The following is a 13,549-nucleotide window of genomic DNA, read 5'->3' on the forward strand; positions in this document are numbered from 1 at the left end:
GTTGGAGTCCCTGTGATCAAGTTCCCCGCAGGTATCGTTCAGCGCCGAAGTTCGAGCCGACCCGCGGCTAGGTCGAACACGTCTTGTGCGAAGCAGGTGGATCGCATCGACGTCACGCTGCACGGGGTGCTACTTCCCGGTCAATCTTTGACCGCACCGTGCGTTCGGCGATGTCTAGGTCGTAACGCGCTTGCAGATTGATCCAGAACTCCGGCGTTGTCCCGAAATAGCGTGCCAGTCGCAACGCAGTGTCGGTAGTTACAGCGCGGCGTCCAAGGACGATGTCGTTCAGCCGCGGGCGCGAAACCTTGATGTCTCGAGCCAGCCGATAGACGCTGAGTTCCATCGGCTTCAGGAACTCATCGCGCAGAATCGCGCCGGGATGCACGGGGGGCAACCGCCGCCCGGAGGCGACATCAGAGAAATCAACCCCGAGCCGGTCCAATTCTTCTCTGTCGATAATCATGTTTGGTTCAGCTCCTAGTGATAGTCGACAATCTCGACCTCCCAGGCGTCGCCACCACGCTAGACGAAGCAGATACGCCATTGCTCGTTGACGCGAACGCTGATTCTTGCCGGTCGGTCGCCACGAAGGGCTTCCGGCCGGTTGGCAGGCGGGACTCTCAGATCATCGAGGCGGACGTGTGCTTCAAGCAGAGCATTGCCAAGCTCGGTCGAGGGAGTATTGAGCAGTCAAACGCCTAACGCCACGAAGCTCAATTCATTGCTCCCTTTGCAACCCGCTTTCATCAGGCGACCGCCTGCCGCCCCGGTGACGAAGACCAGGGCGGCAGGCCTGTCACTTGCTACCGGCTGAACCTATTCGTCGATCTCGCCGGTGAAATAGTTGACGTGGGTGTCGCCCTCGTAAAACCTGAAGAAATAGTCGTCCGATATGTCCTTCCCGGCATAGAAGTCGGCCAGGCCCTGGTTCCAGTCCGCACCTCCGAGCACGCCGACCTTGCCCGAATCCGGATATTCGGTGATTTCCGGCATGAGGTTGGTCGACAGGCAGAGATAGACCAGGTCGCTGTCGCCGGTGTTGACCAGCTTGTGGGCTAGGTGCCGGCCGATCGGCAGGGCGGCGTAGTCGCCCGCCGACACCACGATATCGTCGTCGCCGATGGTCAGCGTGCCGGTCCCTTCGAGGATGAAGAGGGCCTCCTCGTTGCGAATGTGCGAGTGCTTCGGAAAGGCGTATTTTCCGGGTGCGACTCTGAAATGGCTGCAGCCCAGCTCGACGTTGCCGGTCGAGCTGCCCAGCCCCCTGACGACATGGTGGAACTTGTCGGCGACCGAGATTTCCTTCGGCTCGACGTCGTTGACGTTGATCACATGCTTGTGGCGGGCCATGGCGGGATCCTCCTTCCCTATGGTTTTCCCGGTGTTACAACGGGCCGCTGGGCGACCCCTTGTTCATTGGAGACGTGACGGGTGCGGCCTGGATGCCCCCGCAATGCGGAGAATCCTGATCCAGGACCCGGAGATGAAGCAACCCGCAAGTTGGAACGCACGCATGGCAGTCATCCAGGCCGCGACGGCACCTGGCAGGCAGCATTTCGTCCCGTATCAGTGCGGAGCCGGAACGGCGCCGCAGTTTCGCCGCGCGGGCGACCAAAGTGATCGTGTCGGCGCGGGCGGGCAGCTGCCTTCGTTCGCGAACGGGCTGCTGCTGATGGGCCCACAAACCACTGACGCTGATCACCGCCGCTCCATGCTTGGTGCGGCAGCGACGATCCAATTCGCCCCCAATTGCGGTGAAATTCAGAAAATGGTCACTGCCGTGCGACCGCGCGGCGAACGCAAGCAGTGCGCGGGTATCGCCGGTCACGTCGCCGGCGACGATATGCGCAGTGGGCGCTCCGGGGTTGGACAGTCTCATTTCGCGATCGTGCCCCGAGGGAGAGCGATCCGGAACTGAACGAACCTCCTGCAGGCTACATCAACAGCCCCAGCGTGTGCAGGTTGTCCGGATCCACGATGGCCGGAAACCCGGTCGGCGCCTGGATGTCGGATCGATTGGCCGAGTGCCGAATAACCGTAAAGCTTGTCCTGAACCGCAAGCGAGGCATTGCCGCCGTCTGCGGGACCCTTCAGGGATCCTGGTGCCAGTCCGGGTCGTCGCTCGGCGAGAGCGGCGTGTCGCCTACGAGCAGCCCTTTTCCCGGGACGTGGTTGATTTCGAGACGGATCCCGTCCGGATCTTCAAAGACGAAGTAGTAGTAGCCCGGAGCCCAGTTGCCCTCGAGCGGCCCCCGGTCGATCTTCGCCCCCATCTCGCGTAATTTCGTTGCCGCCCGATCCACGTCCTCTCGCGATCGGGCCCTCAGGCAGAGATGGTGCAGCCCGACCCGGTTCGGCACGAAGCGTTCGTCCTCGTACTCCGGTGCGGCGCGCTGGATACCGAGCGCGGTGCGCCCGCCAACGTGATAGACGAAGTTGTTGCCCTCATAGACCATTTGCATGCCAAGGAAGGGCAGCAGCTCGCAATAGAACTCCCGTGCTTCGTCGAACCGGCTAACGGTCAGGATCACGTGGGCCATGCCGTTGACTTCGATCATTGCGTCGCTCCCGGATTCGGATGGGCCGTCAGATGCTTGCGGGCCTCGTCGTCCCAGTTGCCGGTGGGACGCCCAAACTCCCGGCCGACCTCGTAGCCCCGCCTGAGCCCCGGGCGCTGCTGGAGCGCCTTGTACCAGCGCTTGACGTTGGGAAAGCTGTCGAGGTCTATCTCCTGCCGCTTGTAGGTGATGACCCAGGGCCAGCAGGCCATGTCGGCGATGGAATAGTCACCGGCAATGAATTCGCGCCCTTTCAGGCGTCGTTCAAGTACTCCGTAGAGGCGGAGCATCTCGTTGCTGTACCGCTCTACCGCATAGGGAATCGTCTCCGGCGCGTAGAGGCGGAAGTGTCCCGCTTGGCCCAGCGTCGGCCCGAGGCCACCCATCTGCCACATGAGCCATTCCATGACCTCCACGCGACCTCGCAGGTCGGACGGCAGGAACCGGCCGGTTTTCTCGGCGAGGTACAGCAGTATCGCCCCGCTTTCGAACACCGACACAGGCTCGCCGCCGCCCTGCGGGTCGTGGTCGATGATCGCCGGCATACGGTTGTTGGGGCTGATCCTGAGGAATTCCGGTTCGAATTGGGCGCCGCGGCCAATGTTGACCGCGACAACGCGATAGTCGATCTCCATCTCCTCGAGCGCGATGGAGATTTTCCAGCCATTCGGTGTTGGCCAGTAGTAGGCGTCGATCAAGAAACGTGCTCCTGATGAGGTTCATCGATCAGAATTCGAGCTGAGGGGTCGAACCCGATTCGTCTTGCGGCGCGCCCGCCCATCCTGACAGAGGTCCACCGTGATGCGACGGCAGCCTGCCACACGTGTTGGCAGTTCCCGACATTCGGTCGGCTTGCGTGTGCAAGCGTCTCGACTTGCTCGATGGGCGAGTTTCTGCGAGGCAACGCGGTTAGGCTCGCCCGGACGACTGCCGGCATTGTCAGCGTGATCAATAACCGGGCGGTGGAGCGAAGCGGTGATATCCCTCTTCGATCAGCGCGGCCATGTGCAGGCAGGTGCGATCGTCGTACTGGCGCCCGACGATCTGAATCCCGACCGGTAGGCCGTTCGCCAGCCCGATCGGTGCCACGGATGAAGGCAGGAAATACCCGCAGGGATAACCGGCCCAGAAGAGCTGATCGACGACCGGCTGGGTTCTGCCGTTGACGGTGATCGTTCGGTCGTGGCGCTCGCCCGCCTGGTCGTGCGGGAAGGCCGATGAGGATGCGGCGGGGCAGAGCAGCAGATCGTAGGTCTCAAACCACTCTTCCCAGCCGGCAATCAGCTTGTATCGGCGTTCGTTCCACCTCAGCCAGTCCCGGTGCAGCATGCCTTGGGCTTCCAGCATCCGGCGGCGGTAGGGAGTCGCTTCCGCCGGGAGACGGGCCAGGTCTTCGTTGCCTTTCGCGATCACCTCGTCGCCCAAGCGCTTGGACGTCGCCGCTCGCAGCAGCATGGTGTAGGTCTCCATCGCCTCCGCAGGGGTGAAGGCGGGCTTGGCGTCAAGCTCAACGGTCACCCCTTCACCCTCCAGCCAGCGGGCAAGCGCGGCAATGGCGTCCTGGTAGGCATGCTCGACCTCCGCCTGCGGATCGCTCAGCATGACCCCGACACGGTAATCCCGGAGACTTTGTTTCCGCGGCTGGGGCAGCGCCAGTTGCCATCCCCGCGCGGCAGGGCCGTCGGCTCCGGCCAGAAGGCCGAACGCCAGCTCAAGATCCACGGCCGATCGGGCCAGCGGGCCAACGACCGCGATGTCGGTAGGGGCAAGGTCGCCGGGCAGTGCCTGGCCCCGGCCCGAGATGATCCCCCAGGTCGGCTTGTGACCGAAGACGCCGCAATAGTGCGCCGGGTTGCGGATCGAGGCGCCAATGTCGGAACCGGCGTCCAGCCCCGTCATTCCCGTGGCGAGCGCCGCCGCCGATCCGCCGGAAGAACCGCCCGGCGTCCTGGTTAGATCCCAGGGATTGTTGCAGGTTCCGTGGATCACGTTAAAGCTCTGCCAGTCGGACAGCATGGACGGGACGTTCGTCTTGCCGAAGACGACGGCGCCCGCACGGCGATACTTCCCGACCAGGGCCGAGTCGGCGGCCGCGATGTTGTCCCGGTGCTCCGGAACCCCCCACGTCGTGGGCGCACCTATGAGGTCGAAGCTTTCCTTCACGGTCACCGGCAACCCATCCAGGGGGCCGGTGTCTTCGCCTGCCGCGCGGCGCTGGTCCGAAGCGTCCGCTTCCGCCCGAGCACGCTCGGTGCCCTGCCAGATAATCGCATTAAGCGCTGGATTGTGCTGCTCAATTCTTTGGAGAAAGTGATCGAGCAGCTCCCGGGCACCGATCTCTCTCCGATCGAGCAGCGACATCAGTTCGGCGGCCGACAGGTAATGGATTTCAGACATTCTGCGCCCCTTGTGCTCGAATCTCACCCCCGCGGCAGGTGCCATTGGCCTAGGTGAGGCCATCCGCAACTCCGCTCGTGGTCATGATGGTTGTGTCGCGACACTGCCGGACGATATCCGGCGCCCTCTGGGTACAGTAGTCCACATCAGGCGCCGGCGGGAGAGCGGGTAGGCTGTTCGTAGTCTCCCCGGGGATTGTCGTCATTGCGGCGGCGCCAAGGCCGCGAGGAGCGGTATGAGAATCGGAGTCGGGCGATGATTGATCGGATTGACCACGTGGTGCTCAACTGTCGCGATGTCGACGCGATGGCGGAATGGTATGAACGCGTACTGGGGTTTGAACGAGTCGACTTCTTCGGGCCCATTCCACGGATAGCGCTCAAGTTCGGTAGGCAGAAAATCAATCTTCGCCCGAGCGGAGCGAGCAATTGGATGACCGGCGAGGTCGATCCGCCTGGTGCGCTGGATCTCTGTTTCATTACCGAAGGCAGTCTTGACGCTGCAATCGAGCGCCTGCGTGCGGAGGCGATCGAGATCGTCCACGGCCCTGTCGCCCAGAAGGGCGCATTGGGCGACATGACATCAGTCTATTTCCGGGACCCGGAGGGCAACCTGCTGGAGATCGCCGCCTACGGGGAGCGTTAGCCCCCGGAATGCCGGCTGTTTCGGACGACGATGAAGATTGGCGGGTGGTGCCGTTTCCGTCGTCTCCTGCGCGCTGGCCCGCGAGAAGCGCGGTGCCGAGGAGCCTCCCCTGCGCCAAGATGGGGTGAGCATTGCAACCCAATGGGATTCCAGCATGTCTCCTGAGATCGTGAAAGACCTTGCCCCGAGCGGTACGTTGCGCGCCGCCATCAACATGGCCAACTTTCTTCTGGTTACCGGCCGCACGACAAGCGGAGATCCGGACGGCGTTTCGCCCGACATGGCGCGCGAACTTGCCCGCCGCCTTGGCGTCGGCGTCGAACTGCTGCCATACGCGTCTCCGGGCGAGATCGCCGACGATGCCGGAACCGGCACTTGGGACATCGGCAATATCGGCGCGGAACCGCAACGTGCCGAAAAGATCGACTTCACGGCGGCCTACTGTGAAATCCAGGCGACATACCTGGTGCCGGCCGGATCACCGTTCGAAAGCATCGCAGATGTAGACCGTCCGGGAACGCGCATCTCAGTCTCTGCCCGCAGTGCCTATGACCTGTGGCTGGAACGAAATATCAAGCACGCGGAACTGGTGCGCAGCAATGGAATCGATGCGTCGTTTGAGTTGTTCGTGAGTGAAGGGTTCGATGCACTTGCCGGGTTGCGGCCCCGGTTGGCGGCGGATGTCGAGAACCTGCCCGGCGCCCGCATTCTCGAAGGTCAGTTTACCGCGGTGCAGCAGGCCATCGGCTGCACCCGCGGGCGCGATGCCGGTGCTGCCTTCCTCAAAGAGTTCGTGGAAGAGACGAAGGCCTCTGGATTTGTCGCCGAGCTCATCGAACAGCACGGGGTGGCGGGCCGCCTGTCCGTTGCACCGCCGGCCCGCTAGCGAACTCCCCGGCGCAGGGGGGCGGGGCACCTTCGCGCTCGGGGTCAACCGGCTGGAGATTGATTTGGAGAATGATTGCCGACCTGTCGCAGAAGGAATCGTGAATGACCCGCCCGCCGCAACTGGAGCCGATAGAGGCCGTCGGTTCTGCCCATCGCGCCGAGCAGTGACCGATTACACGTTGAGCCTCTGACACCGGGCCGTAAGCCCATTCTGCGTCGGGGGTTGACTGTTTGATCCCATTTTGCTTCAACTACGGCATCAGGACGCGCTCATCCAGAGCGGCGGAGGGACAGGCCCTTTGAAGCCGCGGCAACCGCTTTGAGCGGTGCCAATGCCTGATCGATGAGTTAGCCGGAGGCGGAACTCCGCTCTCGGCGCTCTTTGAGAGAGCGCGTAGGAAGCGAGAGAGGAGGCCGCCAGATGCTGCCCCAATGTGCACTGTTCGAAGCCGAATGGCGCGGCGAGTCCGCATTCGGACACTTGGTCGACGGCACCTCTTTCACTTCGCTGCCTGAGAGCAGGGAAGGGTCTCCGGGCTTCAGGGACGGTCGTTTCATGACCGTCCTGGCACCGAACCCTCCCACTCCCTAGTGCGATTTCCCAGTGAGGAGGATCCGATGACCTCAACTTCTGAAAAACCCGCCGTAAATGGCGTTAACGTCGAAGCTTTGCTCGGTGCACGGAATGCGTTGGGCGAGACTCCGGAGGCCGCCAAGTTTACCTGGCGGGCTACCAACGAGTGGCTGCACGGCACCCATAGCCGATCCTCGGTAGCTGGCTACTTCGGCTTGGGTGAGGAGCACGAGCACAAGGCCACGTTCGGCTTCGAGTCCGATCATCCGCTCGTGTTCGCGGCCGAGGACAACGCGGCGACACCGGTCGAGATTGTCCTGGTGGGCTTGGCGAGCTGCCTGACCGCGGGCGTCGCCGCCGTTGCCCAGAACCGGGACATCCAGCTTCGTTCGGTGAAGGCAACGGTCGAGGGTGACATGGATATCCAGGGCATTCTGGGTGCCGACCCCGACATCCGGAACGGGTTCAGCGACATCCGGGTCACGTACGACATCGATGCCGACGCCAGCCCGAACGACATCGAAGCGCTCGTCGCGCAATCGCAGAAGCGTTCCGCGGTGTTCGACATCCTGACCAACCCGACGAATGTAACCGTCCAGGTCAGCTGATCGTCACCATGCGCGCGACCACGGTCGTGGTCGGGGCCGGCCACGCCGGCCTCGCCGTCAGTCATTATCTCGCGGCGTGCTCGATCGACCACGTGTTGATCGAGCGCGGCGAGGTCGCCAATTCGTGGCGAACGGAGCGTTGGGATTCCCTGACGCTGCTTACGCCGAACTGGCAGGCACGGGTCCCGGGACTTGCGTACGACGGCGACGATCCCGACGGCTTCATGGACGTCAGCGAAGTGGTGTCATTCATCGAGCGGTATGCCGGGCTCGTCGGACCTTCGCTCGAGACCCACACGAATGTCGAATCGGTTCGTCAGAATGGCGCCGGTTATCAGGTGGTGACCGATCGCGGGGTCTGGCACGCCCCCACCGTGGTGCTCGCCACGGGCAGCTGCAACATCCCGAAGGTTCCCGCACTTGCGGCGGATCTCCCTGGCTCGATCGCCTCCTGCACGCCGATGGACTACTCGAACCCTTCCGCGCTGCCAGACGGGGGCGTTCTGGTCGTGGGGGCGTCGGCCAGCGGCGTTCAGATTGCGGAGGAAGTCCACGCCTCCGGCCGCCCGGTGACGCTGGCGGTCGGCGAGCACGTCCGCATGCCCCGAACGTATCGCGGCAAGGACATCCTGTGGTGGATGGACCGGACCGGGCTCCACGACGAGCGGTACGACGAAGTCGACGACATCAAGCGGGCGCGGCGAGTGCCGGCACCCCAGTTGGTGGGGAAACCGGAAAGGACCACCCTGGACCTGAATGCGCTGACCGAACAGGGAGTCCGCCTGGTCGGCCGGTTTGCCGGGATCGCCGACGGGAAGGCCCAGTTCTCGGGCTCGCTTCGCAACAAGTGCGCCCTTGCCGACCTCAAGCTGGGCCGGCTGCTCGACACGATCGACGAGTGGGTCGACGACGAAGGCCTCGAAGATGAAGTGGAGCCGGCGCGCCGTTTCCCGCCGACAAGGGTCGAGGATTCACCGCCGCTGGCCCTCGACCTCGCCGGGCACGGCATCCGGACGGTCATCTGGGCGACCGGGTTCGAGGCTGACCACTCCTGGCTCCACCTGCCCGTGCTCGATCACAAGGGGAGGCTCCACCATGACGGCGGGGTGGTGAGCAAGTTACCCGGTCTCTATCGGATCGGCCTCAACTTCCTCCGGCGCCGCAAGTCGAGTTTCATTCACGGAGCAGGGGACGACGCCCGCGATCTGGTCGGCCACCTAGCGGCCGGGATCGGGGCCCCAGCGCCCGGCTAGGGCGTCGCCGCATTGGGCCGGAGAGACGGCCAGGCGGCAGCAGATGACCCGCGGTCGATCCCCGGCCCTGATCGCCAGTCTGTCGTGCCGCGGCGTCAGGACACACTCAGCACCGGATCGTGCGAAAGGTACCCTGACACACGTTGTCCCCAAGCCGCTGCGGAGCCCGGCTGGCGGCTGATCAGGCGTGTTTGCGCGAGGGTTCCTCGGCCACCGCAAAGCGGGAGCAGCAATCGCCCCGAGTTTCTTCCGCCACTTGGCGCCACGCGACCAGAGCAGCGTCGCGATCAGAATAGGGGCCCATCACGCGCTCGCTTCCGCTGACGAGCTTGCTGAAGCCCGTGTCCGTGTACTTTCCACCGATTACCCAGAACCTCGTGTTCATCGTTCTGTCTCCTGTCGCTTGATGCGCGCTATGCGGCGGCCAAGGCCGGCGCTTGGAATTGGGCGGTTTCGGTCGACTCGCCGAGGGCGGTCGTCGATGAGTGCCCGCCCGCGATCACCTCGCCCACGGCGTCGAAGTAACCGGTGCCCACTTCGTGCTGGTGGCGCGTCGCGGTGTATCCGCGGGCCTCCGCCCCGAACTCGGATCCCTGCAGGTCGGCATACCCGGCCATGCCCCGGTCGCGGTACGCCTCGGCGAGTTCGAACATGCCGTAATTCAGCGCGTGGAACCCGGCCAGGGTCACGAACTGGTACTTGTAGCCCATGGCGCCAAGTTCGCGCTGGAAACGTTCCATCGCGGAAACGTCGAGGTGGGCCGACCAGTTGAATGAAGGCGAGCAGTTGTAGGACAGCAGCTTGCCCGGGTATTCCTCGTGAATGGCTTCTGCGAAGCGTCGCGCCTGGTCCAGGTTGGGGGTCGACGTCTCCATCCATATGAGGTCGGCATACTCCGCGTAGGCTAGGCCGCGGGCCACGCAGCGCTGAAAGCTCGTTCCTTCCTTCAGGCGGTGGAAGCCTTCTGCCGCGCGCTCGCCGGTGAGGAACTCGCGATCCCTTTCGTCAATGTCGCTCGTGATGAGCTTGGCGCTTTCCGCGTCGGTTCGCGCGAGGATCACGGTGGGCACGCCCATGACGTCGGCCGCGAGGCGCGCCGCCTGCAGGTTGCGGATGTGCTGCTGGGTGGGGATGAGGACCTTCCCGCCCATGTGTCCGCATTTCTTCTCGGAAGCGAGCTGGTCCTCAATGTGGATACCTGCGGCGCCGGCCTCGATGTAGGCCTTGGTGACTTCGAACGCGTTCAGGACACCGCCAAACCCTGCCTCGGCGTCGGCGACGATGGGGGCGAACCAGTCGATTCCGCCGGTGCCGTCGAGCGTCTGAATCTGATCGGCCCGACGCAGGGTGTTGTTGATGCGCCGGACGAGTTCGGGCCCGCTGTCGCTCGGGTACAGGCTCTGATCGGGAAACATCGAGCCTGCCTTGTTGTTGTCCGCGGCAACCTGCCATCCGGACAGGTAGATAGACCTGAGGCCGGCCCGCACCATCTGCATAGCCTGGTTGCCGGTCACGGCGCCGAGCGCGCGCACGGGCTCGTCGGACTGCAGCAGCTGCCACAGTCGCTCCGCACCCCGGCGCGCAAGGGTGTGCTCGACACGAAGGCTGCCAGCGAGCCGTTCGACATCAGCAACTGTGTAATCCCGGCGGATGTTGGCGAAGCGGCCGGAAGGGGCCCGCGTGAATTGCTCCATTTCCCGTTGCATCGGTCGGTCCTCCGCTCCCAGCTCCCGCTGGTCCGTTATCTACGCCAAATCTAGTTCACAAAATCTGGAATAGTCCATAGCCTTTTGTATGAAAACGAGTCACAAAGATAATTTTGCAAATTTGTATTTTGTGAAGTAGTAAATATTGAAAATCCCTCGCCTGCGGACCGCGCCAATGAACGACCGATCCATCGAACGAAAAGTCCTGCTGGGACACAAGCTTCGCCGGTTCCGCGCCGGGCTTGGCCTCAAGCAGAGCGAGATGGCGGAACAGCTCGAGATTTCGCCGAGCTACCTGAATCTCATTGAACACAATCAGCGCCCGGTGACGGTCCAGCTCCTGTTCCGGCTTGGACAGGCGTTTGACATCGATCTCAAGGAATTCGCCGAGGACGACAACGCACGGCTCTACGCGGCCCTCCGTGAGGTCTTTGGCGATCCGCTGTTCGGGGACAGACCGGTGCGCGAGGCGGACGTCCGCGCCGTCGCGGAAGCGGGGCCGACGGCGGCCGAGGCGGTTCTCAGGTTGTACAAGTCCTACCGGGAATTGCGGGAGGATTCCCAGGTCCTAGCGGAGCAGGTGGCAAGCCGGGACGCGGCGCAGGGGATCGGTGGTGCGGTCTTCCCCGTGGAGGAGGTCCGGGACTACCTGCAGTCAGAATCGAATCATTTCCCCGAGATCGAAGTGAGTGCCGAAGCCCTGTGGACCGAAGCCGGTCTGGATCCGACCGACGTGTTCGGCGGTCTCAGCAAGTACCTGCTCGATGTCCACGGAATCTCGGTCCGCGTGCTGCCCGTCGACGTGATGCCCGAGACCATGCGCCGCTTCGACTTCCACCGACGACGCGTGCTGCTTTCGGAACTGCTGGCGCCCGCAGGGCGATGCTTTCAGCTGGCGGTCCAGGTCGCCTACTGGGCGCACCGTGACCTGCTCGACCGCCACGTGGAGCGCGCGGAACTCTCCAGTCCGGAGGCCGAACGCCTCTGCCGCCTGTCGCTCGCCAACTACCTCGCGGGCTGCGTCATGATGCCCTACGGACGGTTCCTCGACGCCGCCAAGACCCTGCGTTACGACATCGAGATCCTGCAGCGCCGTTTCGGCGCCAGCTTCGAGCAGGTGTGCCACCGCCTGACCACCCTGGAACGGCGCGGCGCCCGCGGGGTGCCCTTCTTCTTCATCCGGGTCGACAACGCCGGCAACGTCTCCAAACGTCTGAGCGGCGGCGGATTTCACTTCGCCCGATTCGGCGGCACCTGTCCGCGCTGGATCGTGCACGATGCGTTTCGCATGCCCGGCCAGATCCGTACCCAGATCGCGGCCATGTCGGACGGTTCGCGGTTCTTCACAATCGCTCGAACCGTCGATCAGATCGAGTCCCGCACCTGGGAACAACCGCCGCAACACGCCATCGGATTGGGATGCGATATCCGGGACGCCGGACAGCTCGTCTATGCGGACGGCCTCGACCTCGGCAGCGAGCGGACAGCGACGCCGATCGGTGTCGCATGCCGTGTCTGCGAGCGCCTGGACTGCCAGCAGCGGGCGCATCCGCCGCTCAACTATCGCTTGAAAATCGACGAGAACGTGCGGCGCAGCACGCCATTCACGTTTACGCCGGCGTGATGGGTCTCGGACCGTCACTGCACGCGGTTGGCCGTGCCGGGACTCCCGACAGCGGCACAGGGTGGTCGCGGTGAACTCGTAGGCGCGTCCCCACCGGATGCGGGTGGCTGGTGCCTACACGGCCGACCTGATGCTGTCGGGATGTTCGCGCGTTGTCGGTTGCTGCGCCCTAGCGGCCCAACGCGCACTGGCCGCGATACCGCCGAAGGGGAACAGATGAATCTGTTCGATATTGCTGTCGGGGCGAAGGCTTGTGAAATCGTCAACGGCGGCCACCAGGTCGTCCGGCGAATAGGGTTGGAGCAGCTTCGTCAGATCACGGGCCCGTTTCCTCAGAACCGACAAGGACGGGCCGATTCCGCAACTGAGCGCATAGCGGATGAGCGTCTTGAGCTTGGCGGGGCCCGCAACACCCACGTGGACCGGCAAGGTCGCCTCCATGGCCTGCAAGCGGTTGGCCCAAGCGACGATCGGTGCCGGATCGAAGGCGAACTGGGTGACCACGGCCATTCGGCAGTCGGTCCCGTCCCGGGCGAACCTGTCCTTCCAGAGCAACGTTTCGTCGACCAATTGGGTACCGCCGTTCGGGTCAATGTCGCGGTTGCCTTCGGGATGGCCCGCGACATGGAGCCTGGTGTACCCGAGCCGGTCGAAGAGCCCCGTTTCCAGAAGTTCGATGGCGCTGGAATAGGCGCCGGCCGGGACTGACACATCCCCGCCGATCACCAGCGCTTCCTCGACGCCCGCCTCTCGGTACCGTCCCAGCCAGCTCTCCAGGGTCGATCTGCTGTCGACCAGGCGCGCGGGAACATGAGGCATCACTGGAAAGCCCTGTTCGCACAGACGTTGGGCGGCAGTGACCATGTCCTCGATCGGGGTTCCCGGGACATGGGCGATATAGATTCGGGTTCCTGTCGGCAGCAGCTCGCGAAAGTCGGTCTCCAGTGCCGCTGTCCTGGGCAGCGCTTCGATCGAGAAACCTTCAGTGATCTTCATGGTCACTGTCCTTGGCCTGTTGATCGCAAGGCAAAACGGGCACGAAGCGTCACGACTTCACGTGATGTCTCGAGCACCGCGGTCTTGCCGCCGTGCCGGGTGCCACGACCGCTCAGGATCGGAGAAGTCGCGCAACCTAGCACGCGCTGCTCAGGTGACCCACCGCAGCGAACATAGATTGCCGGGGCATTGGCGTGGAGGACGCATTCCGCGTCCATCGCAACGGCGGTTGCGTGGTCGAGACCGCCGGTCGGATCGGGCGGCGGTAGACACATCGTTCGCATGGCCGAGCAACAC

15 protein-coding genes and 1 riboswitch are annotated in these 13,549 nt (G+C 63.9%); of the genes, 5 read left to right on the forward strand and 10 right to left on the reverse strand.

From position 1 onward, the window contains the following. Nucleotides 1-112: 112 nt before the first annotated feature. The 7 genes from OXH60_03025 to OXH60_03055 all read right to left on the reverse strand — a co-directional run bounded on the left by OXH60_03025 (nt 113) and on the right by OXH60_03055 (nt 4,958). Nucleotides 113-466: a HigA family addiction module antitoxin gene (locus OXH60_03025; GenBank protein ID MDE0711087.1), complete on the reverse strand. Its 354-nt coding sequence runs from the start codon at nt 464-466 to the stop codon at nt 113-115. Nucleotides 467-525: 59 nt separating this feature from the next. Then, a complete protein-coding gene (locus OXH60_03030; GenBank protein MDE0711088.1) occupies nt 526-693 on the reverse strand; it encodes a type II toxin-antitoxin system RelE/ParE family toxin in 168 nt (55 codons plus the stop codon). A gap of 126 nt (nt 694-819) precedes the next feature. Further along, nucleotides 820-1,353 (reverse strand): cupin domain-containing protein, encoded by a 534-nt coding sequence (locus tag OXH60_03035; protein ID MDE0711089.1) that lies wholly within the window; start codon nt 1,351-1,353, stop codon nt 820-822. Between the two features lie 584 nt (nt 1,354-1,937). Beyond that, complete coding sequence (locus OXH60_03040; protein MDE0711090.1) at nt 1,938-2,063, reverse strand: hypothetical protein; 126 nt, start codon at nt 2,061-2,063, stop codon at nt 1,938-1,940. Nucleotides 2,064-2,093: 30 nt separating this feature from the next. Continuing rightward, nucleotides 2,094-2,561, reverse strand: coding sequence for a VOC family protein (locus OXH60_03045; protein MDE0711091.1), 468 nt, complete (start codon nt 2,559-2,561; stop codon nt 2,094-2,096). Next, nucleotides 2,558-3,259: a glutathione S-transferase N-terminal domain-containing protein gene (locus tag OXH60_03050; protein ID MDE0711092.1), complete on the reverse strand. Its 702-nt coding sequence runs from the start codon at nt 3,257-3,259 to the stop codon at nt 2,558-2,560. The genes OXH60_03045 and OXH60_03050 overlap by 4 nt, the downstream gene beginning before the upstream one ends. Nucleotides 3,260-3,509: 250 nt before the next feature. Continuing rightward, nucleotides 3,510-4,958, reverse strand: a complete 1,449-nt coding sequence (locus tag OXH60_03055; GenBank protein MDE0711093.1) for an amidase — start codon at nt 4,956-4,958, stop codon at nt 3,510-3,512. A gap of 255 nt (nt 4,959-5,213) precedes the next feature. Here OXH60_03055 and OXH60_03060 point away from each other — a divergent pair, with 255 nt between their 5' ends. The 4 genes from OXH60_03060 to OXH60_03075 all read left to right on the forward strand — a co-directional run bounded on the left by OXH60_03060 (nt 5,214) and on the right by OXH60_03075 (nt 8,926). Beyond that, nucleotides 5,214-5,603: a VOC family protein gene (locus OXH60_03060; protein MDE0711094.1), complete on the forward strand. Its 390-nt coding sequence runs from the start codon at nt 5,214-5,216 to the stop codon at nt 5,601-5,603. A gap of 154 nt (nt 5,604-5,757) precedes the next feature. Beyond that, on the forward strand, nt 5,758-6,489 hold the full coding sequence (locus tag OXH60_03065) for an ABC transporter substrate-binding protein (protein MDE0711095.1): 732 nt from the start codon (nt 5,758-5,760) through the stop codon (nt 6,487-6,489). A gap of 269 nt (nt 6,490-6,758) precedes the next feature. Then, nucleotides 6,759-6,841, forward strand: a riboswitch (SAM riboswitch). 268 nt (nt 6,842-7,109) lie between these two features. Further along, nucleotides 7,110-7,673: an OsmC family protein gene (locus OXH60_03070; GenBank protein MDE0711096.1), complete on the forward strand. Its 564-nt coding sequence runs from the start codon at nt 7,110-7,112 to the stop codon at nt 7,671-7,673. A gap of 8 nt (nt 7,674-7,681) precedes the next feature. Continuing rightward, on the forward strand, nt 7,682-8,926 hold the full coding sequence (locus OXH60_03075; protein MDE0711097.1) for an NAD(P)-binding domain-containing protein: 1,245 nt from the start codon (nt 7,682-7,684) through the stop codon (nt 8,924-8,926). Between the two features lie 181 nt (nt 8,927-9,107). On the opposite strand, the gene OXH60_03080 is transcribed toward OXH60_03075, so the two are convergent. Further along, the gene (locus OXH60_03080) at nt 9,108-9,311 is read right to left on the reverse strand and encodes a hypothetical protein (protein ID MDE0711098.1); all 204 of its coding nucleotides are present in this window, start codon (nt 9,309-9,311) and stop codon (nt 9,108-9,110) included. Between the two features lie 28 nt (nt 9,312-9,339). After that, nucleotides 9,340-10,632, reverse strand: a complete 1,293-nt coding sequence (gene aceA, locus OXH60_03085; GenBank protein MDE0711099.1) for an isocitrate lyase — start codon at nt 10,630-10,632, stop codon at nt 9,340-9,342. Nucleotides 10,633-10,807: 175 nt separating this feature from the next. On the opposite strand from aceA, the gene OXH60_03090 reads away from it, so the two are divergent. After that, entirely contained in the window at nt 10,808-12,256 is a 1,449-nt protein-coding gene (locus OXH60_03090; GenBank protein MDE0711100.1) for a short-chain fatty acyl-CoA regulator family protein, read from the forward strand. Nucleotides 12,257-12,370: 114 nt separating this feature from the next. On the opposite strand, the gene OXH60_03095 is transcribed toward OXH60_03090, so the two are convergent. After that, nucleotides 12,371-13,252, reverse strand: a complete 882-nt coding sequence (locus OXH60_03095) for a metFprotein (protein MDE0711101.1) — start codon at nt 13,250-13,252, stop codon at nt 12,371-12,373. Nucleotides 13,253-13,549: the final 297 nt, after the last annotated feature.

The sequence above is a fragment of the Rhodospirillales bacterium genome, from assembly GCA_028824295.1.
Taxonomy (GTDB): domain Bacteria; phylum Pseudomonadota; class Alphaproteobacteria; order TMED109; family TMED109; genus VXPW01.

Excerpts from the sequence above, each read along its gene's own strand:
- OXH60_03080 (MDE0711098.1), bottom strand. The coding sequence starts at position 9,311 with ATGAACACGAGGTTCTGGGTAATCGGTGGAAAGTACACGGACACGGGC.
- OXH60_03075 (MDE0711097.1), top strand. The coding sequence starts at position 7,682 with ATGCGCGCGACCACGGTCGTGGTCGGGGCCGGCCACGCCGGCCTCGCC.
- OXH60_03055 (MDE0711093.1), bottom strand. The coding sequence starts at position 4,958 with ATGTCTGAAATCCATTACCTGTCGGCCGCCGAACTGATGTCGCTGCTC.
- OXH60_03060 (MDE0711094.1), top strand. The coding sequence starts at position 5,214 with ATGATTGATCGGATTGACCACGTGGTGCTCAACTGTCGCGATGTCGAC.
- OXH60_03065 (MDE0711095.1), top strand. The coding sequence starts at position 5,758 with ATGTCTCCTGAGATCGTGAAAGACCTTGCCCCGAGCGGTACGTTGCGC.
- OXH60_03025 (MDE0711087.1), bottom strand. The coding sequence starts at position 466 with ATGATTATCGACAGAGAAGAATTGGACCGGCTCGGGGTTGATTTCTCT.
- OXH60_03070 (MDE0711096.1), top strand. The coding sequence starts at position 7,110 with ATGACCTCAACTTCTGAAAAACCCGCCGTAAATGGCGTTAACGTCGAA.
- OXH60_03090 (MDE0711100.1), top strand. The coding sequence starts at position 10,808 with ATGAACGACCGATCCATCGAACGAAAAGTCCTGCTGGGACACAAGCTT.
- aceA (MDE0711099.1), bottom strand. The coding sequence starts at position 10,632 with ATGCAACGGGAAATGGAGCAATTCACGCGGGCCCCTTCCGGCCGCTTC.
- OXH60_03045 (MDE0711091.1), bottom strand. The coding sequence starts at position 2,561 with ATGATCGAAGTCAACGGCATGGCCCACGTGATCCTGACCGTTAGCCGG.
- OXH60_03095 (MDE0711101.1), bottom strand. The coding sequence starts at position 13,252 with ATGAAGATCACTGAAGGTTTCTCGATCGAAGCGCTGCCCAGGACAGCG.
- OXH60_03035 (MDE0711089.1), bottom strand. The coding sequence starts at position 1,353 with ATGGCCCGCCACAAGCATGTGATCAACGTCAACGACGTCGAGCCGAAG.